General features: G+C 73.2%; 26 protein-coding genes. 4 read left to right on the top strand and 22 right to left on the bottom strand.

The window, feature by feature from the left end; all coding sequences use genetic code 11:
• Positions 1–28: 28 nt before the first annotated feature.
• From ACQP2H_RS12745 to ACQP2H_RS12725, 5 genes are all read right to left on the bottom strand, one after another.
• The gene (locus tag ACQP2H_RS12745) at positions 29–1,030 is read right to left on the bottom strand and encodes an LLM class flavin-dependent oxidoreductase (protein ID WP_357533927.1); all 1,002 of its coding nucleotides are present in this window, start codon (positions 1,028–1,030) and stop codon (positions 29–31) included.
• Positions 1,027–2,118, bottom strand: coding sequence for an LLM class flavin-dependent oxidoreductase (locus ACQP2H_RS12740; RefSeq protein ID WP_433232917.1), 1,092 nt, complete (start codon positions 2,116–2,118; stop codon positions 1,027–1,029). The genes ACQP2H_RS12745 and ACQP2H_RS12740 overlap by 4 nt, the downstream gene beginning before the upstream one ends.
• A gap of 73 nt (positions 2,119–2,191) precedes the next feature.
• Positions 2,192–3,223, bottom strand: a complete 1,032-nt coding sequence (locus tag ACQP2H_RS12735; protein WP_363819573.1) for an acyl-CoA dehydrogenase — start codon at positions 3,221–3,223, stop codon at positions 2,192–2,194.
• 13 nt (positions 3,224–3,236) lie between these two features.
• Entirely contained in the window at positions 3,237–4,388 is a 1,152-nt protein-coding gene (locus ACQP2H_RS12730) for an acyl-CoA dehydrogenase family protein (RefSeq protein WP_219460794.1), read from the bottom strand.
• Between the two features lie 33 nt (positions 4,389–4,421).
• The gene (locus ACQP2H_RS12725; protein ID WP_433232913.1) at positions 4,422–5,969 is read right to left on the bottom strand and encodes an AMP-binding protein; all 1,548 of its coding nucleotides are present in this window, start codon (positions 5,967–5,969) and stop codon (positions 4,422–4,424) included.
• A 68-nt stretch (positions 5,970–6,037) separates the two neighbouring features.
• Here ACQP2H_RS12725 and ACQP2H_RS12720 point away from each other — a divergent pair, with 68 nt between their 5' ends.
• Positions 6,038–7,018, top strand: coding sequence for an MBL fold metallo-hydrolase (locus tag ACQP2H_RS12720; RefSeq protein WP_433232910.1), 981 nt, complete (start codon positions 6,038–6,040; stop codon positions 7,016–7,018).
• Between the two features lie 33 nt (positions 7,019–7,051).
• Here ACQP2H_RS12720 and ACQP2H_RS12715 read toward each other — a convergent pair whose 3' ends face one another.
• The 11 genes from ACQP2H_RS12715 to ACQP2H_RS12665 are packed head-to-tail and all read right to left on the bottom strand — an operon-like array spanning position 7,052 to position 19,142.
• On the bottom strand, positions 7,052–8,605 hold the full coding sequence (locus tag ACQP2H_RS12715; RefSeq protein ID WP_433232908.1) for a class I adenylate-forming enzyme family protein: 1,554 nt from the start codon (positions 8,603–8,605) through the stop codon (positions 7,052–7,054).
• Positions 8,602–10,125, bottom strand: coding sequence for a class I adenylate-forming enzyme family protein (locus tag ACQP2H_RS12710; protein ID WP_357533939.1), 1,524 nt, complete (start codon positions 10,123–10,125; stop codon positions 8,602–8,604). The genes ACQP2H_RS12715 and ACQP2H_RS12710 overlap by 4 nt, the downstream gene beginning before the upstream one ends.
• Positions 10,125–10,619, bottom strand: coding sequence for a VOC family protein (locus ACQP2H_RS12705; RefSeq protein ID WP_219460777.1), 495 nt, complete (start codon positions 10,617–10,619; stop codon positions 10,125–10,127). The genes ACQP2H_RS12710 and ACQP2H_RS12705 overlap by 1 nt, the downstream gene beginning before the upstream one ends.
• A gap of 29 nt (positions 10,620–10,648) precedes the next feature.
• Positions 10,649–11,569 carry an SDR family NAD(P)-dependent oxidoreductase gene (locus ACQP2H_RS12700; protein WP_357533941.1) on the bottom strand — a complete coding sequence of 307 codons (921 nt, stop codon included), beginning with the start codon at positions 11,567–11,569 and terminating at the stop codon, positions 10,649–10,651.
• Positions 11,566–12,750 carry an acetyl-CoA acetyltransferase gene (locus tag ACQP2H_RS12695; RefSeq protein WP_357533943.1) on the bottom strand — a complete coding sequence of 395 codons (1,185 nt, stop codon included), beginning with the start codon at positions 12,748–12,750 and terminating at the stop codon, positions 11,566–11,568. Before ACQP2H_RS12695 ends, ACQP2H_RS12700 begins: the two co-directional genes overlap by 4 nt.
• Entirely contained in the window at positions 12,740–14,152 is a 1,413-nt protein-coding gene (locus ACQP2H_RS12690; protein WP_219460770.1) for a zinc ribbon domain-containing protein, read from the bottom strand. Before ACQP2H_RS12690 ends, ACQP2H_RS12695 begins: the two co-directional genes overlap by 11 nt.
• Before the next feature lie 17 nt (positions 14,153–14,169).
• Positions 14,170–14,961 (bottom strand): ABC transporter ATP-binding protein, encoded by a 792-nt coding sequence (locus tag ACQP2H_RS12685; RefSeq protein WP_219460767.1) that lies wholly within the window; start codon positions 14,959–14,961, stop codon positions 14,170–14,172.
• Positions 14,958–15,848 (bottom strand): ABC transporter permease, encoded by an 891-nt coding sequence (locus ACQP2H_RS12680; RefSeq protein ID WP_219460764.1) that lies wholly within the window; start codon positions 15,846–15,848, stop codon positions 14,958–14,960. The genes ACQP2H_RS12685 and ACQP2H_RS12680 overlap by 4 nt, the downstream gene beginning before the upstream one ends.
• A gap of 2 nt (positions 15,849–15,850) precedes the next feature.
• A complete protein-coding gene (locus tag ACQP2H_RS12675; protein ID WP_433232902.1) occupies positions 15,851–16,774 on the bottom strand; it encodes an ABC transporter permease in 924 nt (307 codons plus the stop codon).
• On the bottom strand, positions 16,771–17,616 hold the full coding sequence (locus tag ACQP2H_RS12670; RefSeq protein ID WP_433232900.1) for an ABC transporter ATP-binding protein: 846 nt from the start codon (positions 17,614–17,616) through the stop codon (positions 16,771–16,773). The genes ACQP2H_RS12675 and ACQP2H_RS12670 overlap by 4 nt, the downstream gene beginning before the upstream one ends.
• 2 nt (positions 17,617–17,618) lie before the next feature.
• On the bottom strand, positions 17,619–19,142 hold the full coding sequence (locus ACQP2H_RS12665) for an ABC transporter substrate-binding protein (RefSeq protein ID WP_433232897.1): 1,524 nt from the start codon (positions 19,140–19,142) through the stop codon (positions 17,619–17,621).
• 191 nt (positions 19,143–19,333) lie between these two features.
• Here ACQP2H_RS12665 and ACQP2H_RS12660 point away from each other — a divergent pair, with 191 nt between their 5' ends.
• Genes ACQP2H_RS12660 through ACQP2H_RS12650 form a run of 3 tightly spaced genes read left to right on the top strand, consistent with a single transcriptional unit; the run spans position 19,334 to position 21,398 of the window.
• Positions 19,334–20,071 carry an enoyl-CoA hydratase/isomerase family protein gene (locus ACQP2H_RS12660; protein ID WP_208566425.1) on the top strand — a complete coding sequence of 246 codons (738 nt, stop codon included), beginning with the start codon at positions 19,334–19,336 and terminating at the stop codon, positions 20,069–20,071.
• Complete coding sequence (locus tag ACQP2H_RS12655) at positions 20,068–20,886, top strand: VOC family protein (RefSeq protein WP_219460753.1); 819 nt, start codon at positions 20,068–20,070, stop codon at positions 20,884–20,886. Before ACQP2H_RS12660 ends, ACQP2H_RS12655 begins: the two co-directional genes overlap by 4 nt.
• Positions 20,883–21,398, top strand: a complete 516-nt coding sequence (locus tag ACQP2H_RS12650) for a flavin reductase family protein (RefSeq protein WP_219460750.1) — start codon at positions 20,883–20,885, stop codon at positions 21,396–21,398. Before ACQP2H_RS12655 ends, ACQP2H_RS12650 begins: the two co-directional genes overlap by 4 nt.
• Before the next feature lie 144 nt (positions 21,399–21,542).
• Here ACQP2H_RS12650 and ACQP2H_RS12645 read toward each other — a convergent pair whose 3' ends face one another.
• The 6 genes from ACQP2H_RS12645 to ACQP2H_RS12620 form a co-directional block, all read right to left on the bottom strand.
• Positions 21,543–22,031 (bottom strand): MaoC family dehydratase, encoded by a 489-nt coding sequence (locus ACQP2H_RS12645; RefSeq protein ID WP_219460746.1) that lies wholly within the window; start codon positions 22,029–22,031, stop codon positions 21,543–21,545.
• 73 nt (positions 22,032–22,104) lie between these two features.
• The gene (locus ACQP2H_RS12640; RefSeq protein WP_433232892.1) at positions 22,105–22,848 is read right to left on the bottom strand and encodes an enoyl-CoA hydratase/isomerase family protein; all 744 of its coding nucleotides are present in this window, start codon (positions 22,846–22,848) and stop codon (positions 22,105–22,107) included.
• Between the two features lie 5 nt (positions 22,849–22,853).
• Positions 22,854–23,810 (bottom strand): zinc-binding dehydrogenase, encoded by a 957-nt coding sequence (locus ACQP2H_RS12635; RefSeq protein ID WP_433232889.1) that lies wholly within the window; start codon positions 23,808–23,810, stop codon positions 22,854–22,856.
• On the bottom strand, positions 23,807–24,517 hold the full coding sequence (locus tag ACQP2H_RS12630; protein ID WP_219460738.1) for a nitroreductase family protein: 711 nt from the start codon (positions 24,515–24,517) through the stop codon (positions 23,807–23,809). The genes ACQP2H_RS12635 and ACQP2H_RS12630 overlap by 4 nt, the downstream gene beginning before the upstream one ends.
• On the bottom strand, positions 24,514–24,870 hold the full coding sequence (locus tag ACQP2H_RS12625; protein ID WP_433233528.1) for a nitroreductase family protein: 357 nt from the start codon (positions 24,868–24,870) through the stop codon (positions 24,514–24,516). Before ACQP2H_RS12625 ends, ACQP2H_RS12630 begins: the two co-directional genes overlap by 4 nt.
• Positions 24,871–25,030: 160 nt before the next feature.
• Positions 25,031–26,002 (bottom strand): nuclear transport factor 2 family protein, encoded by a 972-nt coding sequence (locus tag ACQP2H_RS12620; protein ID WP_219460736.1) that lies wholly within the window; start codon positions 26,000–26,002, stop codon positions 25,031–25,033.
• Positions 26,003–26,049 lie beyond the last annotated feature (47 nt).

Raw genomic sequence — 26,049 nt, 5'->3', positions numbered from 1 at the left:
CCACCGGCGCCCGCTGGACCACCGGCGCTCACCGGGTCACCCCGGGGGCGGTCGCGGCGAGCCTCGGGATGACCTCCGCGCCGAAGCGGGCGAGTTGCTCCATCGCCTCGTCCTGGCCCGCGCCGACGAACTGGTGACGCAGCGAGACCTCGGTGATGCCCAGCTCGCTCTCCCAGCGGCGCAGCTTGGCGACGATCTCGTCGGCCGAGCCGACCAGGCAGTCCTCGGCGAGGTACCGGTCGAGGTCGAGGGACTGGGCGTCGTCCCACGACTTGTAGCCCGCGTACTGGCGTTGCAGGTGCGGACGGACGGCCGCGACGGCCGCCGGGTAGCTGTCGCCGAGGTACGCCTCGCGGCTCATCGGGTACTCCCGGTCCAGGGAGAAGCCGCGCTCGGCCAGGTCTGCCCGGTAGATGCCGAGCATCCGGGCCAGCTCGGCGTCGTCGCCCTTCGGGCCGATCAGCCATGGGGCGTCCAGCCGGGCGGCGCGGCGGATCGCCGGTTCGGCGAACGCGCCGATCCACAGCGGTGGGCCGCCGGGCTGGACCGGGCGCAGCGCCAGGGACGCGCCGGGCACCTCGCCCCAGCTGCCGGCGGCGTCGATCGTCTCGCCGTTCCACAGGGCGCGCAGCATCGGCACGTACTCCCGCAGTCGGCGCAGCCGGTCCTCCCAGGCGACGCCGAACGCGGTGGTCTCGCGGCGGCGGTAGCCGGCGCCGATGCCGACGGTCAACCGGCCGCCGCAGAGCACGTCGAGGGAGGCGAGGTCCTCGGCGAGGGCTACCGGATTCAGCAGCGGGGCCAGCAGGACCCCGAACCCGATCCGCACCCGGGAGGTGGCGTGGGCGAGGTAGCCGGCGAGCGGGATGGGCTGGACGAACGCCGACCGGGCCAGGTAGTGGTGGCCGAGGTAGACGGCGTGGAAGCCGGCCGCCTCGGCGGCGGCGGCCTGGGCCAGTACGCCGTCGATGCCCTCGGTGGCCGACGCCGACGGGTCGAACTGGGCGCTCAGGAAGCAGCTGATCTTCACCCGGCGACCGCCTCAGGAGTGGTTACCCGCTCGGCGGCGCGGTCCTGGGCCCGGAAGTGCGGGATGACCTTGTCGGCGAACTCCTCCATCGAGCGCAGCGCGGCCTTGCGGTCCAGGGACGGGATCCGCAGCCAGCCGATGTAGTGGTTGATGCCGAGCTGTTCGCGCAGCATCTCGATGGTGTCGATGACGCGCTGGGCGGAGCCGAAGTTGCCGCCGTGGGTCAGCGTCTGCTCCAGGGTGAGCAGTTCGATGTTCTTGGCGACGGCCGCATAGTAGGACCGCTCCTGGGCGATGGCGTCCTCCGAGCCGGGGATGACCTTGCCGACGGACTTGTAGTAGTTCATCGCCGCCTGGGCCGCCGCGCGCAGGCCCTCCTCGCTGTCGCCGCACCAGACCTGTTGCATGAACGGCAGGTCGTAGGTGGAGATGTCGAAGCCGTTGTCCCGCATGCTCTGCCGGTAGAGGGCGAAGTTCTTCTGCATGATGCCCAACGGCGTGAAGTTCGGTGAGGTGATGATCGACTCGCCGACCGCGCCCCGCTCCCGGAAGCTCTCCGGGGAGACCGTGCCCTGCAGGATCGGCGGCCCGCCCGGGGTGAACGGCCTCGGGTAGGTGGTGACGTTGTCGTAGTGGAAGATCTCGCCGTGGTAGGAGAAGTTCTCCTGCGACAGCGCGAGCCGCAGGATATCCAGGGTCTCCTGGTAGCGCTGCTTGGACTCCGCCAGGGGCACCCCGAAGCCGGCGAACTCGGCGGGCTGGTAGCCGCGGCCGACGCCGATGGAGACCCGGCCGCCGCTGAGCACGTCGAGGGCGGCGATGTCCTCGGCCAGCCGCAGCGGGTGGTGCAGCGGGAGGACCAGGACGGCGGTGCCGATGGTGATCTGCCGGGTCCGCTCGGCGACGGCCATGCCGAAGTTCACCGGGCTGCCGAGGATGCCGTACTTCGAGAAGTGGTGCTCGGCGAGCCAGATCGAGTCGAAGCCCAGCTCGTCGGCCAGCTGGATCTCGTCGAGGGTCTCTCGGAGCACCTGGTGGTCCGATGCGCCGTCGGCCACCGGGAACAGGTTCATGATTCCGAACTTCACGGCCTTCTCCTCATTTATTCCGACCAGCCGGTATGTTACTGCCCGGGTTGGTGCCCGGCAAGACTTCCGCAGGTCAGCCCCGCCCGGCCCGACGTGCCCGGATACGCAGTTCCCCGGTCCGTCGCCGGTGCCACGACCCCCGACCGCACCGGGCGTCGAGCACGAACGCCCGGCGCAGGAACAGGTGCGGGTCCGCCTCCATGGTGATGCCCATCCCGCCGTGCACCTGGATGCACCGCTCCGCGGCGAACACCGCCGCCTGCCCGGCCGCCGCCTTCGCGGCGTGCACCTGGACCCCGGCGTCCGGGCGACCGGTGTCGACCGCCCACGCCGCGTACAGGGTCAGGTCCCATGCCGCCTTGCGGGCGGTGGCCGCCTCGGCCAGCGGGAACGCGACCCCCTGGAACGCGCCGATCACCTGACCGAACTGCCGGCGCGTCCGGGCCTGCTCGGCGGCCAGATCGATCGCCCCCTGCGCCACCCCGCACAGCTCGGCCGCCACCACCAGCGCGGCCCGCAGCGGGCCGGTTCCGGCGGGCTGTGTCCGCTCGGGCGCGGCCACCGTCAGGTCCGACAGCGGCACCGACGGGTCCACCGACTGCCGCGCGGTGGTCCGGACCGGGTCGGCGAACCAGACCCCGTCCGGGCCGAGGGCGACGACGCCGTCGGCCTGCGCCGCGTACGGCACCAGGGTCCGCACCAGCGGGTCCGGCACCACCCCGTCGGCCCACCCGGAGCTGCCCGGCACGTCGACGGCCAGGGTGAGCACCCGGCGACCGTCGAGCACCTCGTCGGGGAGCGGACCGGTGCGCCGCTCCTCGCCGCAGAGCAGCTGGACCGCCGCCGCGTGCGCCGGGAACCGGCTCGGCACCAGCCGCCCACCGAGCGCCTCCACGGCGACCAGCAGGTCGATCAGGCCCGACCCGATGCCACCGGCCGGCTCGGGCACCCCGAGCAGCCCGAAGTCCCGCAGCAGCGGACCGTCAGCCGCCGGGGCCCGCCACGGGCCGACCTGCAACTCGCGGGCCGTGCCCCGGTCGGCGTCCGCGAGCGCGCCCACGGTCGCACCGATCTCCCGCTGTTCCTCGGTGAATGTCGCACGCACCAGACCACTCCGCTCAGCGTGAGCGGGGCAGGCGCAGCACCCGCTCCGCGAGAATCGACTTCTGGACTTCCTCCGTGCCGCCCTCGATCGTGTGGGCGCGGGCCCGCAGGTAGCGGCGCATCCGGGCGGCGGCGCCGTCGCCGTCGACCAGCACCCCGCCGGCCTCGTCGAGCTGCACGGCGAGCCGGTTGGCGTGCTGCACCACCCGGGCCCACAGGCTCTTGAGCGCCGAGGTCTCCGGCCCGGGTACGCCGCCGGCCCGGCTCTCGCCCAGCATCCGCATCGACCCGATCCGGACCGCCTCGGCGTCGCACTGCAACGCGCCCACCGCGTCGGCGAACGCGCTGTCGTCGGCCACGCCCCGCTCGACCGCGACGTCGATCAGCCGGTCCACCGCCTGGCGGGCCCACACCCAGAGGTTCAGCGCCATGCTGCCGCGTTCGAACGCGAGCGTGGTGAGCGCGACGGTCCAGCCGTTGCCGACCCCGCCGAGCACGTCGTCGTCGGCGACGAACACGTCGTCGAGGAACATCTCGTTGAACTCGGTGTCCCCGTTGATCATCACCAGTGACCGGACGGTGAACCCGTCCATCGGGGCGAGGAAGTAGGTGATGCCCCGGTGCTTCGGCGCGTCGGGGTCGGTGCGCGCCAGCAGCAGGCACTTCGACGCGTTGTGCGCGTTGGACGTCCAGATCTTGGCCCCGTTGATCCGCCAACCCCCGTCGACCCGGGTCGCCGCCGTGGTCAGGCTGGCCAGGTCCGACCCGGAGCCGGGCTCACTGAAGCCCTGACACCAGTACTCGTCGCCACGCAGGATGCCGGGCAGGTGCCGGGCCTGCTGGGCGTCGGTGCCGTGCACGATGATCGTCGGCCCGGCCAGCATCATGCCCACTCCGTTGAGCGGGTACGGGGCACCGCGTACTGCGGCCTCCTCGTTGAAGACGGCCTGCGCCAGCGCATCCATCCCCCGGCCGCCGTGCGCGACCGGCCAGGACAGCCCGGCCCAGTTGCCGGCGCAGAGCCGGTCCTGCCACACCCGCGACCAGTGCTCCCGCTCGTCCTGGGTCAGCTCCTCCTGGTCGGGCACGTCGGCCAGCGCCCCGTCGAGCCACCTGCCGGCCTCGCGCCGGAACGCCAGGTCGGTGTCACTGTCAGCGAAGTCCATGCCCACCTCCCACCTGGTCGTCGATGTCGCCGGTCACGCGCCGGCCTGTCCGGCGCGGGTGAGCCGGGCCTTGTAGAGCTTGCCGTTCGGGTCGCGGGGCAGCGCGTCGCGCACGACGTAGGACTGCGGACGCTTCGGCTTGGCCAACCGCTCGGTGAGGTAACGGCGCAGCTCCGCCAGTGCCTCCTCCGGGTCGGGCGCGGTGTCGGCCAGCACGACATGGGCCTGGGGAACCTCGCCGAATTCCGGATCGGGCGTGCCGACGACCCCGACGTCGGCGACCCAGTCGTGGCCGATCAACGCCGCCTCGATCTCGGCCGGGTAGACGTTGACGCCGCCGACCAGGATCAGCTCGGCCGCGCGGCCGGTGATGTAGAGGAACCCGTCGGCGTCGACGTGGCCGACGTCCCAGACGGTCAGCAGGCCGTCGCGGCGCGCGCCGTCGGTCTTGCCGGGATCGTTGTGGTATTCGACCCGGTCGTCGCCCTGGCGCATGTAGACGATGCCGGTCTGTCCGACGGGCACCTCGTTGCCCAGCTCGTCGAGGATGCGCAGGGTGGAGATCGAGGCCGGCCGGCCGACCGTGCCCGGGTGGGCCAGCCACTCGTGGGGTCGCGCGACGGTGGTGCCGACCTCGGTCGAGCCGTAGTACTCGTAGACCACCGGGCCGAACCAGTCGAGGATGCGCTGCTTGACCTCGCGCGGGCAGGGTGCCGCGCCGTGCAGCACGTAGCGCAGCGAGGAGACGTCGTAGCGGTCGCGGACCACCTCGGGCAGCTGCAGCAACCGGTAGAAGTGGGTCGGCACCATGCTGGTGCCGGTGACCCGACGCTCCTGGACCCGGCGCAGGAAGCCCTCCGGCGTCCAGCCGTCCAACAGCACCATCGTGCCGCCGGCGTGCAGCGCGCCCATCGCCGGGGTGATGTTGGCCGAGTGGTACATCGGGGCCGACACCAGCCAGGACGCGAACGCGTCGCGCTCCATGCCGAACTCCCGGAACAACCAGACGTAGGTCAGCGCGCCGGTGTCCGCGTCGACGCCGCTGAGCGGACGCTTGACCCCCTTGGGCCGGCCGGTGGTGCCGGAGGTGTACATCATCAGCGACCCGGCCGGGGTCTGCGCCGGGCTGGTGGCGGACATGTCGGCGGTGAGCGCCGAGAGCGGTCGGGCCCGGTCGGTGCGGGGCGTGCCGTCGACGAAGACCTGGATGTCGGGCGCGGCACCGGCGGCGTCGACCACCACGTCCTCGACCCGCTCGGAGCCCACCACCACCCGGGCGGCGCTGTCGGCGAGGATGTAGCCGACCTCGGGCGCGGTGAGGTGGTAGTTGAGGGTGACCAGGTAGAGCCCGGACTGCATCGCCGCGAGATAGAGCGCGACCAGGCCGGGGCTGTTGGTCATCACCGCCGCGACGGTGTCGCCGGGCCGCAGGCCCGCGTGGGTACGCAGCCCGTGCGAGATCCGGTTGACCTCGGCGAACAGGTCACCGTAGGAGATCCGCCGGTCATCGGCGGTCACGATCGCGCACAGGTCCGGTTCCGCGGCTGCCCAGAGCCGGAACCCGGTCCGCTCCTCGCTCATCGGACTCCTTGAGCTAGATTCCGACCATCCGGTATGTTGGTGTCCCACAGTAAGGGAGCCTCCCGACGATGTCCAGACCCGCGATCGACGCCCACGCCGCCAGTTGGCGGGCCCGCCAGGTGCCGGTCCCCGCCCAGGTCGTCGACGGTGTCTGGGCCATCCCGGTCCCCCTGCACGGCAGCGCCCTGCGGTCCATCACCGTCTTCCTGATCACCACCGGCGACGGCCCCGTCCTCGTCGACGCCGGCTACGACCACCCGAGCTGCTGGGCGTCGTTCCAACGGTCGCTGGTCGCCATCGGCCAGCGGGTCGACACCATCACGGCGGTCCTGCTCACCCACAACCACCCCGACCACGTCGGGTTCGCCGACCGGGTACGCACCGCCTCCGGCGCGCGGGTGGTGATGGGCGCGGCCGACGACTTTGCCACCATGCACCGGCGGCGCGGCACCTTCCTCCAGCAGGTACGCACCGCACTCGAGCTGACCGGCGCCCCGCCCGACGTCGTCGCCGCCATGTACGCCGACGCGGTCGCCGTCGCCGTGCACCGGGAGGACCTGCGGCTCGACGTGGCCGTGGCCGACGACACCGAATTCCGCTTCGGCGACGTGACCGTCCGCGCCCTACCCGCCCCCGGGCACACCTACGGCCACACCGTCTACGTCGACTCCCGGGGCCTCGTGTTCACCGGTGACACGATGATGGCCGAGGGCCCGACCCAACTCGCCATCGTCAGCCGCCCCGACGACGACCCGGCCGCCGACCTGTTCGGCACGCTGGCCCGCATCGGCGACCTCGGGGCCGCCATCGCCTGCCCCGCCCACCAGTTCCCCTACCGCGACGTCGCCGCCCGCGCGCAGGCCCTCACCGCGTTCCACCGCGACGAGGTCGCGACGGTCCGGGGCCTGGCCCGCGACGGCGACACCGCGTGGGACGTCGCCCGGCGGATGACCTGGAAGAAGCCGTGGGACGAGCTGGGCCGGGGCACCCGACGGTTCGCCCTGGTGCACACCCTCGCCCTGCTGCGCCACGCCGCCACCGACAGGTGACGCCGGGGCGGCCCGCCCGACCCGACGAGCGGCTCAGTCGCGCCGGGCGTCGTCGTACGTCCAGTCCGGGCGCAGGGTCGAACGCAGCTCCCGCAGGGTCCGCTTGAGCACCTTGCCGGACGGGTTGGTGGGGAACTCCGGCACCAGGTAGACCTCCTTGGGCACCTTGAACCGACCCAACCGCTGCCCGGCGTGCGCGATCAGCGCCTCGGGCGTCAACCCCGGCCGGGCCACCACGAACGCGGCCGGCACCTCCTGCCACACCGGGTGCGGGGCGGCCACCACCGAGGCGGCCAGCACCAGCGGATGGTCGGCCAGCACGTTCTCGATCTCGGCGCTGGACATGTTCTCCCCACCACTGCGGATCATGTCCTTGAGCCGGTCACGGATGTAGAGGTAACCGTCGGCGTCGAAACAGCCGATGTCACCGGTGTGGAACCAGCCGTCCCGGAACGCGGCGGCGGTCGCCGCAGAATCGTCGAGGTAGCCGGGGCTCACCTTCGGCCCGCGTGCGACCACCTCACCGGGCGCGCCGACCGGCACGTCCGCACCGTCCGGGTCGACCACCCGGACCTGGACCCACGGCACCGGCAGCCCCACCGACCCCTGCTTGGACTCCTGGTGCGCGGCGTCGAGGTAGGTCAGCCCGCTGCACGTCTCGGTCAGGCCGTACCCCTCGATCAGCCGGGCGTTCGGGAACAGCCCCCGGGCCACCCCGAACAGCGCCGAGGTGACCTGCGAGAAGATCAGCCAGCGGACCGACGACAGGTCGGCGGCGGCGGCGGTGGGCTCGCGGCGGACCAGGTCCAGCATGGTCGCCGCGACCACCATGCCGGTGATCCGTTCCGTCTCGATCGCCCGCAGCACGGCCGCCGGCACGAACCGGCGGTGCAGCACCATGGCGCCCCCGACGTGCCAGATGCCGAAGCCGGGCAGGTCGGTGCCGCCGACGTGGTAGAGCGGCGCGACGTTGAGGATCCGGTCCGTCGGCCGCAGCCCCAGCTCGACGATCTGGGCGTGCATGTTCCGGTTCACGTTGCCGTGGGTGAGCAGCACCCCCTTGGGCAGGCTGGTGGTGCCGGACGTGTAGACGATCCGTTGCAGGGCCGCGTCGTCGAGGTCGGCGTCGGCGACCCGCGCGCCCCGGTGCGCCGCGACGAGCGCCCGCACGTCGGTCCAGCCGTCGTCGATCGGCTCCAGCGCGAACCGGCGTACGGCCGGCAGGTCGGCGAGGGCGGCGGCGGTGAGCGCGGCGAACTCCGGCACGGTGGCGACCGCCCCGACCCGCGCGTGCGCCAGCAACCGGGCCAGCTCCCCCGCGGTGAGCCGGTAGTTCAGCGGGACCACGACCGCGCCGAGTTTCGCCAGGGCCAGGCAGAGCAGGAGGAACTCGGGGACGTTGTCCGCGACGACCGCCATCCGGGCGTCCCGGCGTACCCCCTCGGTGGCCAGACCGGCGGCCAGGGCGTTGACGTCGTCGTCGAGCTGCCGGTGGGTCCACCGGCGGTCGGCGAAGACGAGCGCGTCGGCGTCGGCGAACCGGCGGGCGTTACCGGCCAGCATCGCGGCGAGGTTCGCGGTGCTCACCCGGACACCGCCGCCTCGCGCAGCGCCTTCTTCAGCACCTTGCCGGAGTCGTTGCGCGGCAACGACGTCACCAGCTGCACGTGCCGGGGGACCTTGTAACGGGCCAGTTCGGCCCGGCAGTGCGCGCGCAGCTCCTCGGCGGTGGCGCTCGCGCCGCCACGGAGGATGACGAACGCCTTGGGCACCTCGTCCCACTGCGGGTCGGGCACCCCGATCACGGCGACCTCGGCGACGTCGGGGTGCTGGGCGAGGACCCGTTCGATCTCGGCGCTGGCGATGTTCTCCCCACCGGACTTGATCAGGTCGGCCCGGCGGTCGACGAACCACAGGTAGCCGTCGGCGTCGATGCGGCCCACGTCGCCGGTGCGGAACCAGCCGTCGCGCCGGCTGCGCCGGTTGGCCTCGTCGTCGTTCCAGTAGCCGGGCGACACCTTCTCCCCCCGGACGATGATCTCCCCCTCGACGTCCGGGCCGACCGGCCGGAAGTGCTCGTCGACGATGCGGATCTGCACCCCGGGGAACGGTGCCCCGAGCGCGCCCAGCTTGCTCTGCTCGTGGGCGGCGTCGAGGTAACAGACGCCGTTGCACAGCTCGGTCATGCCGAAGGTGTCGATCAGGCGGACGTGCGGCAGCCGACGCTTCACCTCCTGCCGCACGCTCGGCGCGACCCCGGCGAACAGCAGGTAGCGCAGCGCACCGAGGTCCGGCGGGTCGTCCAGGTCGAGCAGGCCGAACAGGATCTGGGCGGCCAGCACCAGGCCGGTGATCCGTTCCTCGGCGGCGATCCGGGCGATGTCGGTCGGCTTGAACGTCGGGGTGAGCACCATCGTCGCCCCGGCGACGAACGTCGCCAGGCCCGGCGCCTCCAGCCCGCTGACGTGGAACAGCGGCGCGGAGACGAGGATCCGGTCGGCGGCGGTCAACTCCAGTTCGAGGACCTGCGCGAAGTGGTTCGCGGTGAGGTTCCCGCAGGTGTGCACCACCCCCTTGGGGCGGGCGGTGGTGCCCGAGGTGTAGAGCAGCCGGTGCACGTCGGCGGGGCCCTTGTCGGCGTCGGCGACCCGGACGCCGGGTGGCTGACCGGCGAGCAGGTCGGCCAGCCGTCGGGCGTCACCGACGACCGTGTCGCCGTTGGCGACCAGCGTCCGCAGCCCGGTCGTGGCCGCCAGCCGGGCGGCGTCGGCGGCGAAGTCGTCGTCGTAGAGCAGCCCGGTGACGCCGGCCTGGTCGATGACGTACGCCTGCTCGTTGACGTGCAGCCGCCAGTTCAGCGGCACCGAGACCGCGCCGAGCCGGCTCAGCGCCAACAGCTCGATGACGTAGGTGGCGGTGTTGCGCCCCAGCACCCCGACCAGGTCGCCGTCGGCGATGCCGGCGTCGCGCAGGGCCGCGGCGTGCCGGTCCACGTCGGCGTCCAACTCGGCGTACGACCAGCGGGTGGTCCCGTCGACCAGGGCCTCGGCGTCGGCGCGGCGCAACGCCTGGCGACGCAGCGTCTCGGTGAAGTTGCTGCCGCCCATCAGTCGCCGCTCCCCCGCCGCCGGGCCAGGATCTCCTCCCGGGACGGCAACGACACGAACTCCAGCAGGTTGCCGTCGAGATCGCGGGCGGCGAAGGCGGTGATGTACCCGTAGTTGTCCAGCAGCACCCGGTTGGGCGCGGACAGGCACTGCGCGCCCAGCTCGGTCAGCCGCCGGTGCAGGTCGTCCAGCTCGTCGCGCGGCACCTCGAAGCTGAGCAGGAAGGTGCCCAGCTCCAGGTGACCGGCGGTGGCGGTGCGGGTCTTCACGCCGTTCCACTCGATGAGTTCGAGCTGGCCGACCCGGCTGGGGCCCTGGAGGTACTGGACCCGGCCGGTGGTGCCGGCGGGCAACCCCAGCGACACCTCGATCCCCGGCCCGCCGACGTCGGTACGCAGCGTCCGGCGGTAGCCCAGGGCGCGTTCGTAGAAGTCCGCGGCGCGGTCGACGTCCGAGACGGTCATGGCCACGTGGTGCACTTCGCTGACCGGCATGATGCCTGCCTTCCGATGGGGTTCGCGGTTCAGGCGGACGGTCCGGACGGCCCGCCGAGGACCCGTTGGATCAGGGTGACCTCGTCGGCGCCACTGTCCGGCACGATGAAGTCGTCGAGTCGGCAGATCTCGTCCACCGCGTCGAGGATGTCGTCGGGCGAGGCCGGCGCGGTCCCGCCGTACCAGCCGGGGGTGACGCCCAGGAAGATCCGCCCGACCCGGCCGCCGCCCACGGTGAGGATGTGCCGGTTGAGCTGGCACTGCTCCGAGGCGAGGAAGGTCGCCACGGCGGCCACGTGCTGCGGGTCGAACCGGTCGGTCAACTCGCCGAGCAGGTTCTCGGTCATCCGGGTCGCCGCCGTCGGCGCGATCGCGTTGACCAGGATGCCCCGGCGGGCGCCCTCCAGCGCGAGCACGTTCATCAGCCCGATCAGGCCGGTCTTGGCGGCGCCGTAGTTGGCCTGACCGAAGTTGCCGAACAGGCCGGACGACGAACTGGTCAGCACGATCCGGCCGTAGCCCTGGGCGACCAGGTGCGGCCAGGCGGGCCGCAGCACGTGGAACGCCCCGGCCAGGTGCACGTCGAGCACCGCGCTGACGTCCTCGTCGGACATCTTGGCAAGCGTCCGGTCCCGCAGGATGCCGGCGTTGTGGATGACCGCGTCGAGCCGGCCGTACGTGTCGATCGCCCGGCCGACCAGGTCCGCACCACCGGCGGCGGTGGCCACCGAGTCGGTGGAGGCGACGGCGGTGCCGCCGGCCGCGCGGATCTCGGCGACGACCTGTTGCGCCGCGCCGGAGGAACCGGAGCCGTCGACCGTCCCACCGAGGTCGTTGACGACCACCGACGCGCCCCGTGCGGCGAGGGTCAGCGCGTGCGCCCGGCCGATGCCGTTGCCCGCGCCGGTGACGACGACGACCCGGCCGTCGAGGGTGACCCGGGCGCTCATCGCTCGTTCCCCAGGACCGCCACGAACGCGACGCAGGAGCCCGGTTGCCCGCCGAGGTTCTGGGCCACCGCCAGCCGGGCGTCGGGCACCTGTCGGGGCCCGGCCTCCCCGCGCAGCTGGGTGAAGCACTCGAACATCATCCGCAGCCCGGTCGCGCCGATCGGGTGGCCGAACGACTTGAGCCCGCCGTCGGTGTTGACCGGCAACGCCCCGTCGGCGTCGTAGCGGCCGTCGAGGATGTCCCGCCACGCCTTGCCGCGGGCGGAGAAGCCCAGGTCCTCCATCAGCACCACCTCCGTCGGGGTGAAACAGTCGTGCACCTCGGCCAGCGAGATCTGGGTCGCCGGGTCGGTCACCCCGGCCTGCGCGTACGCCTCGCGGGCGGCGGTGACCACCTCGGGGAAGGTGGTGAAGTCGTAGCCGTCGGCGGCCAGACCCGACCCGGAGCCGGCGACGAAGCTCATCCCCCGTAGGTAGACCGGTTTGTCGGTGTACCGGTGGGCGTCCTCGGCCCGGACCAGGATCGCCGCCGCCGCACCGTCGGAGACGCCGGAGCAGTCCATGACGCCGAGCTGCCCGGCGATGCGGGGGGACCGCTCGACCGTCTCGGTGGTCACCGCCCGACGGAACTGGGCGCGGTCGTTGCGGGCCCCGTTGGCGTGGTTCTTCACCGCTACCCGGGTCATCGCGGCGCGCATCTGTCGCTCGTCGATCCCGTACGCCGCCTGATAGGCGGGGGCGAGCAGGGAGAATCCGGCCGGGGCGGTCCAGTCGACGTCGGTGCCGTCGGCGGGTGGGAAGACCGCCGACAGCCCGGAGTACGAGGAGTCCTTGAGTTTCTCCACCCCGGTCGCCATCACCATGTCGTACGCGCCGGAGGCGACGGCGAAGGCGGCGTTGCGCAGGGCCTCCGAGCCGGTGGCGCAGTAGTTCTCCACCCGGGTCACCGGCTTGCCGGTCAGCCGCAGCGGGCGGGCGAGGGTCTGCCCGGACATGCCCGAGCCCTGGGTGCCGACCCAGAACGCGTCGACGTCGTCGAGGGTGACGTCGGGCAGCGACCCGACGCACTCCTGCACGGCGTCGACGAGCAGGTCGTCGGCGGAGGAGTTCCAGTGGTCCCGGAACGGGGTGCAGCCCATCGCGACGATCGCGACGTCGTGGGTGGTGCGCCTACTGGCCATCGGCGGTGTCCTTCCCTGGCGCGGCGTCCGCGGGTGCCGGGCGGAGCTTCCAGAAGTAGTTGTGGATCGAGTCGGTGGTCCAGAGCCGGCGGAAGGTGGGGGCCATCGCCATCCCCACCGCCACGTCGCCGGGTGCCACGTCGGTGGCGTACGCGCTGAGCCGGCCGCCGCCGTCGACGTCGGCGACGACGATCGCGACCTCCGGTTCCGGCATGGTCGTCAGGTGGTCGCGGGTCACCGAGACCACCCTGGCGGTGCGGTCGCGCAGCGACACCGGGGCGGTGCCGGACCCGGCGGTGCCGCAGGAGGCGCAGACCCGGCCGGGGGGTGTGGTGACCCGGCCGCAGGCGTCGCAGCGGCTGCCCTCCAGCCGGTACTTCCAGCCGGCCCGGCGGTGCATGGGCGGGGCGGCCGGGGCCGGGGCGGCCGGCCGGGCCGGGCCCTGCACGTCGAGCAGTCCCCGCCAGCGCAGGTAGCGGCCGTAGCCGAGGCGCTGCCGGGCGGCGAGCTGGGCGCGGACGGTCGGCCCGCCCCGGGCGGCGCGGACCCCGTCGCCGACCCGCAGCACGAACGCGTCGGCGCCCTCGGTGGCCGACAGCAGCAGGATGGTCTGCCCCGGTTCCGCCTCGTCGAGGGCGTCCGCGAGCAGCAGCCCGGGGTGGGCGGCCCCGGTGAAGCCGGTGGCCCGTTCGACGGTCGCGTCCTGCCCGGTGCCGCCGAGCGCCTTGCGTAGCGTCGCCGCCGCACGGGGATTCGACGACGACACGACCACCTGGTCGACGCTGTCGAGGGACGCCTGCGCCAGGGCCCGGCGGGCGGTGTCGAGGCCGGCGGCGACGAGGATCTCGGCGGTGAACCGTTCGTCCCAGACCCGGTCGTGCCGTTCCCCGGGCAGCCGCCAGCGGTCCAGCAGTTCGGTGGTGTGGCCGGCGCGGGCGAGGAGCACGGCGGCCCGCCAGCCGCCGACGAACGCCGTGGCGGCGTCCCCCTGGGCCAGTTCGTCGGGGGCACCGGGCCGGGTGGTGCGCACGTCGGCCAGGGCCGCGGTGGCGACACCCCGCAGGACCAGGTCGAGGGCGGACGCGCCGGCCCGGTGGCCGCGCAGGTCGAGGGCGGTGACGCCGGGGTCGAGGCCCAGCGCCTCGTGGACCACCCCGGCGGACGTCTTCGTCTCGTACGGGGCGCTGGTGGTGGCCAGCAGCAGGTGCCGCCCGGCCGGGGTGTCGGCGGCGACGTGCCGCAGCGCCTCGACGGCCATGGTGACGGCGTCCTCGTCGTAGCCGGCGACGCTGCGGGCACGGCCGCCGGCACGGGCCGGGCCGCTCGGGTCGAGCCTGTTGTCGTCGAGCGCGTACGCCGGGAGGTAGGCCGCGTAGGCGTCGATGCCGGGTTGGTCGGGCATGGGTCGCGGGTTCTCCTTCAGCTCCACGAGGGGATGGCGGCGAGCAGGCGTCGGGTGTACTCCTGCTGCGGTCGGTCCAGCACGGTCAGGGCGTCGCCCTGTTCGACGACCCGCCCGCCGCTCATCACCGCGATCCGGTCGCACAGGTCGCTGGCGAGCATCAGGTCGTGGGTGACGAAGAGCAGGCCGATGCCGAGTTCGTCGACCAGGGTGCGGAACAGGTCGACGACCTTGGTCTGGGTGGTGACGTCCAGGGCGGTGGTGCACTCGTCGGCGATCACCAGCGCGGGGCGGGTGACGACGGCGAGCCCGATGGCGACCCGCTGGCGCAGGCCGCCGGAGAGCTGGTGGGGGTAGCTGGCCAGCACCCGGCCGGGGTCGTCGATGCGCATCTGGGCCAGCACCTCCACCGAGCGGCGTTCCACCTCGGCGCGGGTGATGTCCCGGACGTGGCGGCGCAGCACCTCGGCGAGCTGGGTGCGGACCTTCAGCAGCGGATTCAGCGACCGGGACGCGTCCTGGAAGACCATGCCGACGGCACTGCCCCGGACCCGGCCGGTGCGGTCGACGCCGGGGGCCACCACCTGCTCACCGGCGACCGCGATGGTGCCCTGGTCGACCCGGACGTTGCGGTCGAGCAGCCCGACGACGGCGCGGGCGAGGGTGGTCTTGCCGCTGCCGGACTCGCCGACGACGCCGACGATCTGGCCCCGGCGGATCTCCAGGTCGACGTCGTCGAGCAGGCGCAGCTCGCCGTCGGCGAGCCGGGCGGTGATGGACAGTCCGGAGAGTGTCAGCAGTGCGCTCATCGCCGCCTCTTCCGCGGGTCGTGGTGGGTGAGCAGCGCGTCGCCGAGCAGGTTGACCAGCAGCACCAGCACGGTGATGGCGAGCCCGGGGAAGAAGGCGATCCACCAGGCCTGGCTCAGTTCGTCCTGGCCGGAGGCGAGCATCGAGCCCCAGCTGTTCATCGGCGGCACCACGCCCAGGCCGAGGAAGCTCAGCGCGCTCTCGACCAGGATCGCGGTGCCGACCTGGAGGGTGCCGAGCGCGACGATGGTGCCGGCGAGGTTGGGCAGGATGTGCCGGAAGACGATCCGGGGTTCGGACGCGCCGGCGGCGCGCAGGCCGACGACGAACTGGCGTTCCCGGATGGCCAGGGTCGCCGCGCGGGTGACCCGGGCGCACACCGCCCAGCCGGTGAGCGCCAGCACCAGGAACAGCACCGGCAGGGAGCTGCCCCGGTTGGCGATGATGGCGAGGGCGACCAGGATGAACGGCAGGGCGAGCTGGGCGTCGATGAGGATCGAGATGACCCGGTCGACCCAGCCCCGGAAATAGCCGGCCAGCAGGCCGAGCAGCGTGCCGGGGCCGATCGCGACGAGCGCGCCGACCAGGCCGATCACGATGGTCAACCGGCCGGCGGAGACGAACTGGGTGAGCAGGTCCTGGCCGAGCTTGTCGGTGCCGAGCGGGTGCGCCCAGCTGCCGCCGGAAAGGAACGCGGGCGGCTGGCGGGTCGCGTCGAGGTCCTGGCCGCCGTCGGGCAGCAGCCCGGTCAGCGGCAGCACGAACACCGCGACGGCGGTCACCGCCAGTGGCAGGGCCAGCCAGAACACCGAGGTACGCGCCCGGCGGCCGGCCCGGCGCGGTGGCGACACCGGGGCGGTGACCGGGTCAAGTTCGAGTTGGCTCATGCTCACCGCACCCTCGGGTCGACGATCGAGTGCAGGACGTCGACGAGCAGGTTCAGCAGCACGAACACCAGCGCGCCGAACACCACGATCGCCTGCACCAGCGGGAAGTCGCGGAACTGGATGGCCTGCAACGCGAGCTGGCCGAGACCGGGCCAGGAGTAGACGTACTCGACGGCGACCGCGCCGGAGAGCAGGATGCCGGTCTGGAGCACCACGATCGTCAGGATCGGCATCATCGCGTTGGTGAAGGCGTGCCGCCACACCACCCGGCGGGTGCTGATGCCCCGGGCGCGGGCGGAGTCGATGTAGGGCTCGGCCAGCGCGTCGCTCATCGAGGCGCGGGTGAGCCGGGCGATGTGCGCCATCGGGTAGACCGACATGGTCAGCGCGGGCAGGATCAGGTGTCTCGGGCTGCCGGACTGGCCGGCGGGCAGCCAGCCGAGTTTGACGGCGAACAGCACCACCAGCATCATGCCGAACCAGAAGACCGGCACGGACTGGCCGAGCAGGGCGAGGGTGGAGGCCCCCCGGTCCCACCAGGTGCCCTCCCGGGTGGCCGCGAGCACCCCGAGCGGGATGCCGACCAGCAGGGCGAGGGCCATGCCGGCACCGACCAGTTGCAGGGTGAACGGCAGCCGGTCGGCGATCATCGAGGTGTTGGGCTGGTAGAACTGCAACGACTGGCCGAGGTCGCCGGTGAACACGCCCTTGAGGTAGTCGAGGTACTGCACGACGACGGGCAGGTCCAGGCCGAGCTCGTGGCGCAGCGCCTCGCGTTGCTCGGGCGGGGCCATCGGGCCGAGGATGGTGGCGGTCGGGTCGCCGGAGAGCCGGCCGAGCAGGAACGCCAGGCTGAGCGCGATGAGCAGCGAGGCGAACAGCGACGCGAGCCGGCCGCCGACGCGGCGTACGGTGCTGGCCTTCATCGGCGGGACCTCCAGCGCGCGCCGGGCATCGCGGCGAGCAGTTCGCGGGTGTAGTCGTTCTCGGGGGTGCCGAAGACCCGGTCGCAGGGTCCCGCCTCGACGACCCGGCCCCGGTACATCACGTGCACGACGTCGCAGAGCAAACGGACCACGGCCAGGTCGTGGCTGATCATCAGCAGCGCCGCGCCGGTGGTGGCCCGGATCTGCCGTAGCAGGGCCAGCACGTCGGCCTGCACGGAGACGTCGAGGCCGGAGGTCGGTTCGTCGGCGACGATGAGGCGGGGACGCATGAGCAGCGCGCGGGCGATGCAGACCCGCTGCGCCTGGCCCCCGGAGAGCTGGTGGGGGTAGCGGTCGAGCAGGTCCGGGGCGAGCCGGACCCGGCCGAGCAGGTCGGCGTCGTCGATCCAGGAGGTCCGTTCGGGTTGCAGCGCCCGCAGTTCCCGCAGCCCGGAGCGGACCGATTGGCGGGGGTCGAGCGAGCCGTGCGGGTCCTGGAAGACCACCTGCACCTCGGGGCGCAGCCGACGCAGCTGGGTGCGGCTGACCGCCGCGAGCGAGTGGCCGAGCAGCCGGATGTCGCCCCGGCCGCGCGGGCCGAGCCCGGTGGCGGCCATCGCGAGGGTGGTCTTGCCGGAGCCGGACTCGCCGACGACGGCGACGCTCTCGCCGGCCCCGATCCGCAGTGACACCTGGTCGACGGCGCGGAAGAGCGCGCCGGTGCCGCCGTCGCGGTGCTCGACGACGAGGTCGTCGACCTCCAGCACGGGGGTGTCCGACTCCGGGGTGCGGGGGTGCCGGGCGACCTCGCCCGGCACCCCCGTCTCCGCTGCCTCGGACATCGTCAGCGGGTCGCCTTCGTGAAGTCCACGGTGTTCAGCGGGCCGAACACCACGCCGGAGACGCCGGGGCCGGTCGCGTAGTTGAACACCTGCCGGTACAGCGGCACGTAGCAGTGCTTCTGGACCACGCCGATCGTGTTGAGCTGCTCGTAGAGCGGGGCGGCCTGCTGGGCGTCGTTCTGTTCCAGCGCCTGCTGGGCCAGGGTGTCGATCTGCGGGTCGGGGCAGTTGCCGGTGATCGACTTGGTCTTCATGAAGCCGCTGACGAAGTAGTCGGGCACGGCGACGTTCGGCACCCCGGCGAAGATCGACAGGCCGGGCACCTGGCGGCCGACGATCCGCTTGACCAGCGTGCCGTAGTCCAGCGGCACGTAGCTGACCTTGAAGCCGGCCTTCTCCAGGCTGCCACCGACGGCCTGGGAGACCTCTTCGATGTTGGTGTACTGGGCGGCCGGGTAGGTGATCTGCACGGTCGGGGTCGCCCCGCCGAGGAGTTCCTTGGCCTTGGCGGCGTCGGCGGTCACGCTCTGCGTCGGCTGCTGACCGGGCTTGACGTTGAGCAGGCCGGCGTCGGCGACCGCCTGGCCGTCGAAGATGCCCTTGACGATGGCGTCGCGGTCGATGGCCAGGGCCGCCGCCTCGCGCAGCTTGGGGTCGTCGAACGGCGCCTTCGTGGAGTCGAGGAAGGCGATGATCTTCATGGCGGTCTCGGTGCTGACCACCTCGACCCCGGCGGACTTGGCGGCGCTGGCCTGGGCCGGCGGCAGGTCGAAGGAGACGTCCACGCTCTTGCTCTGGATCAGCGCGAGCCGCTGGGCGGCCTCGTTGGCCCAGGTGAAGGTGACACCCTCGTTGGTCGCCTTGGTGCCCCAGTAGTCGGGGTTGCGCTTGACCGAGATGTCCCGGCCGGCGTTCGCGCCGGACCAGACGTACGGGCCGGTGCCGACGGGTGCGGCGGCGAAGCCTTCCGAGCCCTTCTCCTGGTAGTACTTCGGCGGCACCAGGTAGACGGTGGTGAGCAGGTCGGGGATGTCGTACTGCGGGGTCTTGGTCTTGACCACGACGGTGGTGGCGTCGGGTGCCTCGATCGCGGTGACGTTGCCGAAGTACGACTTGAGCTGCGAGGCCGCGCTGTCGCGGGTGAGCGTGATGGTGTTGGCCACCGCCGCCGCGTCGGCCTTCTCGCCGTTGCTGAAGCTGATGTCGGGTCGGACCTTGAGCGTCCAGGTCGTGGCGTCGGTGCGGGTCCAGCTCGTGACCAGGCCGGTGTTGGTCGGCGCGAGGTCGCTACCGGTGTTGATCAGGGGTTCGAGCATCGTCGCCCAGACGATCTGGGCGGAGCGCGCGCCGACGATCGGGTCGAGGGTCGCCGGTTGGGCGGCGAGCAGCGCCCGGATCGGGGCGGTGCCCGACGCGCCGGAGTCGTCGGAGTCGGAGCCGCCGCACCCGGTGAGGCCGGCGCCCACGACGGTCAGCGCGGCGGCCAATGCCAGGAAGCGCCGGGAGCGCAGGGATTTCATGATCATCATGGGTGTCCTTCACTGCGATGGACCCGTCATGTCTCCGCGTGAGGCGGCGGTGACGTTCGCCACAAAGTACCGACCAGCCGGTATCAAGTCAACGGGTCGGCTGGGTATCCCGCTCGTGACATTCACGTGACACAGGGCCGCCGGCCAGCGCCGTTGTATTCATACCGACCGGTATGTATGATACCGCGGTGACCATCACCCGCACCTCCGGGCACGACGGCCGCCTCGCCCGGATCCGCTACGACAACGCGGCACGCGGCAACTGCTTCGACACCGCGACGCTGCACGACCTCGTCGACACCCTGGAGACCGCCGCCGCCGACGCGCGCTGCGTGCTCATCCGCCTCGACCTGGCCGGCAGGCACTTCTGCGCCGGCTGGGACACCTCCTCCTTCGCCGCGCTGGCCGGTGCCACCCGGGAGACCGTCGCCGCCGACCTGCGCGCCAGCGACGCCGCACTACAGCGCATCCGGCAACTGCCGGTGCCCGTCGTCGCCGCCGTCCGGGGGCGGATCATCGGGTTCGGCGTCGGCCTGCTCGGCGCCGTACACCTGCCGGTCGCCGCCGCCGACGCCCAGCTGTCCCTGCCGGAGGCCCGGTACGGCTTCGCGCCGGCCGGCGTCGGCCACACGATCGCCCGGTCGGTGCCCCGGCCACACGCCTACCACCTGCTGACCGGCGCGGCGACGGCGACCGCCGACCAACTCCTCGACTGGGGCCTGGTGGCCCGGGTGGTCGCCACCGACGAGCTGGACCGGGCGGTCGACGACCTCGTCGACACCCTGCTGGCCGTGCCGGGGTCCACCCTGCGGGCGGTGGTCGAGGTGATCGAGTCGAGCCTGACCACCGGCACCGCCGACCAGGCGTACGACATCTCGGCCCGCACGATCGTCGCGGGCCCGGCCACCCAGGGAGCAGCCGGATGAGACCACGATTCCGACCCGGCGAGGCGGTCTGGGTGGAGCTGTGCACCCCCGACCCGGAGCAGGCCGAGGTGTTCTACGGCGCGCTGCTCGGCTGGACCGTCCGGGCCGAACGCCTCGGCGCCACCACCTACCGGATGTGCAGCCGCGACGGGCGGGACGTCGCCGGGATCTCCGACGCCGCCGCACTGCACGGCGACCGGCCCCGGGGCTGGCTCACCTACTTCGCCGTCGACGACGTCGCCGCGTCCGCGCGGCAGGCGGTGACGCTCGGCGGCGAACTGGTCTCGCCGCCCCGCTACCTGCCGGCGGCGGGCACCGGCGCGGCGGTCGTCGACCCGTTCGGCGCGGCCTTCGGCCTCTACCAGGGTGAGTCACGCGTCGGCGTCCAGGCGGTCAACTCGGTCGGCGCGCTGTGCTGGAACGAACTGGACACCGGTGAACCCGCCGCGTCGGTGGCCTACTACCGCGCCCTGTTCGGCTACACCACCCGGCAGCGCGACGACTCCCCGACCGCCCGGCCCTACACGCTCCTGACGCTCGGGGACGTGCCGGTCGCCGGGGTCCTCGAACTCGACAACGCCTGGCCGAACCTCATCCCGTCGAGGTGGATCACCTACTTCGCCGTCGCGTCCCTGGACGACGCGCTGGCCCGGGTGACCGCCCTCGGTGGATCACCGACGGTCGGGCCGGTCGACACCCCACACGGGCGGCTGCACCTGGTGAAGGACCCCGGCGGCCACACCCTGTGCCTCATCCAGCTCGAAGACGGGCTCCGCCCCGACCACGACTCCAGCGACCCGGCGGTGAACCGATGATGGCCGAGCCCCTGTTCGACTCCGCCGAGTTCCGCCAGGTGTGCGGACACTTCCCCACCGGCGTGACGGCGGTGACCGCGGTGACCGCCGAGGGCGCCGTCGCCGCGCTGACCGTCAACTCGTTCACCTCGGTCTCCCTGGAGCCGGCGAAGGTGCTGTTCTGCGTCACCACCTTCTCGTCGAGCTTCCCGGTACTGATGGGCTCCGACCGGATCGCCATCCACATCCTCAGCCAGGACCAGCAGGACGTGGCCCGCCGGTTCGCCACCTCCGGCCTGACCGGGGCGCAGCGGCTCGACGGGGTCTCCTGGGTGCCCGGCCCCGACGGGGTGCCGCTGCTGCCCGACACCCCGGCGATCCTCGCCGGCCGGCGCGACGAGGTGATCGCCAGCGGCGACCACGTGATCATCCTGCTCGACGTGGACCAGGTGCACCTGAAGCCGACGGACGTGCCGGCGCTGTCGTTCTACCGGGGCCGGTTCGTCACGCCGTCCCGGCCGGCGACCGAGTGAGCCCCGGCCACCGGCCTTCCGAGTCAGCCCCGGCCACCGGCCTTCCGGGTCTGCCCCGGCCGGCGGCCCAGCCGGAGGAGCGCCGGCCGGCGACCGGGTGAACGCCCGCACCCGGTCAGCCCGGGTGCGGGTCGGTCGGCGGCCTCAGGCGTGGTAGCGGAACAGGATCTCCGCCACGCAGCAGGGCTGCGACGTCTCGGCGAACTCCACCACGATCGACGCCTTGGCCTGGACCCCGGCGGCCGAGCCCTCCCCCGCCGGGGCGATCGGCGTCGCCGAGACCAGCGTCGCGGTGCCCTGGATCTCGACACCCGGTGGCAACGGCCGGACGAACCGGACCCGGTCCAGGCCGTAGTTGACCCCCATCGAGAAGGTCCGCACCTCCAGGATGTCGGCGAGCAGCCGGGGGACGAGGGCCAGGGTCAGGAACCCGTGCACGACGGTGCTGCCGAACGGCCCGGACCGGGCCCGCTCGACGTCGACGTGGATCCACTGGTGGTCCCCGGTCACGTCGGCGAACTGGTCGACCTGCTGCTGGGTCACCACCTGCGGCGCGCTGACCCCCAGCTCCGCGCCGACCAGTGCCAGCAGCTCGTCGGGGGTGTCGATGGTGGTTCGCCTCGTGGTGCGCATCCGGGTGCTCCAATTCGGGTGGTGGGTACGGGAGTCGGCCCTGCTCCGGCGGGCCGGCGCGGTGCGGAACGGGTCAGTCGGGGGTCGCCGCCGGAGGCGTCGACCCGGTGCGGACGGCCGCCTGGGCGGTGACGTGTGCGGTCAGGGTCGCCCACTCCCGGTCCCAGGCCGCGTCGTCGGGCACCGGGCGGGCGAGGCCCAGCATCCGCCGGACCGCCGTCGCGTCGAGGGCGGCCACCGCGTCGGCCAGCGCGTCGACGTGCCCGACGAGGTGATCGTCGGACACCGCCGCACTGACCAGTCCCCGGCGTACGCACTCGTCGGCCGACCAGGTTTCCCCGGTGATCAGCAGGCGGCGGGCGAGCGCCGGGCCGACGGCGAGGGGCAGCAGGACGCTTGACCCCCAGCCGGGGACCTGCCCGGCGGCGAGGTGCCGGTCGCCGATGCGGGCACTGTCGGCGGCGACCGCGAGATCACAGGCGAGCAGCAGTTCGAGGCCGCCGCCGAAGGCCGCCCCGTTCACCGCGGCGACGGTGGGCACCGGGGCCGCCCGGATGCCGCGTACCAGGCGGCGGCCCCGGTCGAGGTGGGTCAGCAGCGCCGGCAGGTCCCCGAGCAGGCCGGTCGCCTCGGCGAGATCGGCCCCGGCGCAGAAGCTGCGGCCGGTGCCGGTGAGCACGAGCACCCGTACGCCCGGGTCGGTCGCGGCGGCGAGCCACCGTTCGAGCCCGGCCAGCACCGTGCTGTCGCAGGCGTTGCCGGCCCCGGGACGGTCGATCCGCGCCCAGAGTGCGGGCCCCCGCCGGGTCAGCGCCACGGAGGTCACGTCAGGCTCACGCAGAACTTGCCGAACCCGGTGCCGGCGAGCATCCGGCCGGCCTGGACGCGGATGTCGGCTAGGTCGACGACGCTGTCGACGGTGGGCCGGAGGCGGTGGGTGTCGACGAAACCGACCAGGGCCACGAACTCGTCGAGCGTGCCCATGGTCGCGCCGTGCACGCTGATCTCCCGGGCGAACAGCCGCGGCAGGTCCAGTTCGGCGGTGAAGCCACTCGTGCCGCCGCACACCACGATGGTGCCGCCGGCCCGGGTGGAGCGGGTCGAGTGGGCGAAGGTGGCGGGGCCGACGGTCTCGACGACGATGTCGGCGAGTTCCGGCGTCCGCGCGCCGCTGTCCAGGGCGACGGCCGCGCCGAGGGCCAGTGCCCGTTCCCGTTTGGCCGGGGAACGGGAGGTGACCATGACGGTGGCACCGGCGGCCACGGCGAGGCTGATCGCGGCGGTGGCGACCCCACCGCCCGCGCCCTGCACCAGGACCACCCGCCCGGGAGCGACCGCCGCCCTGGTGAACAACATCCGGTACGCGGTGAGCCAGGCCGTCGGGAGGCTGGCCGCCTCGGCCCAGCTCAGCCCGGCCGGCTTGGGGACGAGGTGTGCCGCCGGCACGACGATCCGCTCGGCGAGGACACCGTGGCCGGCGTCGGGGAACAGGGTGGCGTGCGGGACGGTCCGGCCGTTCGGCGCGGTGGGCAGCACCGGGTAGACGATCACGTCGCGACCCTCGGCGACCCCGGCCGCGTCGCTGCCGATGACCCGGGGCCCGTCGTGCGGTGCGGTGCCGACGCCGCGCAGCGTCCACAGGTCGTGCATGTTGAGCGCGCCGGCCCGGACGTCGACGTCCACCCAGCCCGGGGGCGCCGCCGGGGCGGCGAGGTCGCCGACGCGCAGCGCGCCGACCGGGTCGTCGGCGCAGGGTGTCAGGACGTGGGCGGCTCTCATCGCGTCGCCGATCCGGCCGGTTCGGTGGGGCCGTTCCAGAACGCCACGTCGGCGAGGTCGGCCCGGGCGGCGGGACGGAAGTCGAGTCCCCGGGTGTAGGCGACCGGGACGAGGGTGACCGGTCGCCAGTCGTCGGGCAGGCCGAGCACTTCGCGTACCCGGGTGGCCCGGTGCGCCATGGCGGTGGCCAGCACCGAGCCGAGGCCCCGGGAGCGCAGCGCGAGCTGGAACGACCAGGCGAACGGGAAGATCGACCCGTAGTAGCCGGACGCGGTGCCGCCGACCGGCCGCTGCGGGATCGGCTTGGTGCTGCACAGCACGACGAGGACGGGTACCCGCGCCAGGTGGTCGACGAGGTGCTTCACGGCGGTGAGGACCCGGTGCTGCCGTGCCTGGGCCTGCGGGTCGGCGCGTACGCCCGGCGACAACCGGGCGGTGGTGGCCGCCTCGCCGTCGGCCAGCGGCTGCGCGACGGTGGCGTCCCAGATCTCGGTGTACAGCTCGGAGAGCTGCCGTTTGAGCGTCGGGTCGTCGACCGCGACGATCCGCCAGTCCTCCAGGTTGGAGCCCATCGGCGCCTGCTGCGCGAGGCGCAGACACTCCTCGATGACGGCCCGGCCGACGGGCCGGTCGAAGTCCATCCGGTGGCGCACCGCCCGGGTGGTGGTCAACACCTCGTCGATGTCGGTGATCACTGCGCTGCTCATCCGTGGTCCTCTCCGGTGAGGCGGTCGACGGGCTTGTCCCGGTAGGGCAACGGCGTCCCCCACCGGTCGAGATAGCTGACGGCGTCGACGGGCCGCCGGGCCGCGACCTTGAAGTCGGTGCCGACGGTGTACGCGACGGGCAGCATGGTGATCTGCACCGCGCCGTCGGGTATGCCGAGCAGCGCGGCGACGGACGCCGCGTGGTGCAGGTGCAGGGTGGTGATCACCGTGCCGAGCCCGCGGGCCCGTAGCGCCAGGTTGACCTGCCAGATCGCCGGATAGAGCGACCCGTGGAGGGCGGAGTTGGTGCCGGGGCCGCCGGTGGCCGGGTCGGGCCGCGTCGCGCAGGGGATGACGAGGTACGGGGCCCGGCCGATGCTCCGCGCGAGGTGTTCGGCACCGGCGAGGATGCGTGCGGTCCGGGCACTAACCGTGCCGTCGGCGTCGACACCGCCGAGGCGGCCCCGGACGAGGTGGTGGTCAGCACGTGGTTGAGGTCGGTGAACGGCAGGCTCATCGGCCGACCTCCGCGTCGTGGCCCATCAGGTCGGCGACGTGCAGGGTGTCGCAGTACTCACGGACCTCGGCGATGCCCCCGGGCTGGACGTCGACGACCCAGAGGTAGCGGTTCTGGTAGCGGGAGCCGTCCCCGAGAGTGGCTTCGCCCCGGGCCTCGACGGCGACCAGGGTGTCGTCGACGACCCACCGCTCGGCGGTCACCTCGACGGCGGCCGACCGGTACGCCCCGCCGGACAGCCGCGCCCGCATCGCGGCGAGCTTGCCGGTCATGGTGACCCGCCCGTGCAACGGCCCGTTGGCGTCGAGGTCGCCCCACCGGTGCTGCCGGCCGAGGTCACGGCGGCGGCCGGAGTCGGTCCACCAGGTGGCGTCGGCGGTGAAGTGGGCACCGAACGCGTCGAGGTCGCCCCGGGCCAGCGCCGGCCACGGGGCCAGCGCCGTCACCAGTGCCGTGGGCGCGTCGGCAAGGTCGGGCGCGCGGCAGGCCGGACGGTCGTCGAGGCTGCTGCGGGCGACGGCCGCGCCGCCGCCCACGACGTGCTGCGCGTGGCTGGTGTCGAGGTACTCCCGGACCGCGACGACGGCTCCGGCCGGGTTCACGTCGAAGACGAAGCCGTAGCGGTTGGCGTACTCCAGGCCGCTGGCGTGCACGCCGTACCCTTCGACCTCGATGACGCAGGTGTCGTCCCCGGCGATGATCCGGCGCGGGATCTGCCGGCAGCCGGTCGGAAACGCCTTCGGGCCGAGGGACCGCATCAACGCGAGCTTGTCGTCCATCCGCATGACGCCGTGCAACGGGAAGCGCCCGCTGCCGCGCGGGGCGAGGACCGGGTCGCCGCCGCGTCGGTCGGGGCCGGTGTCCACCCACCAGGTCGCGTCGACGGCGCACAACCGGGCGAGGCCACCGAGGCTGCCCCGGTCGAGCGCGGAGACGAAGTCCATGCCTGTCCGGACCGCGCGGGTCATCCGGCCTCCCACATTCCGACTGGTGGGTATCTAACCCTGTCGGACCG

The sequence above is a fragment of the Micromonospora sp. CA-248260 genome, assembly GCF_050942205.1.
GTDB classification, from domain to species: domain Bacteria; phylum Actinomycetota; class Actinomycetes; order Mycobacteriales; family Micromonosporaceae; genus Micromonospora; species Micromonospora antibiotica.
Note: the sequence above shows the minus strand (reverse complement) of the source record. Positions and strands in the feature narration are given on the sequence as shown.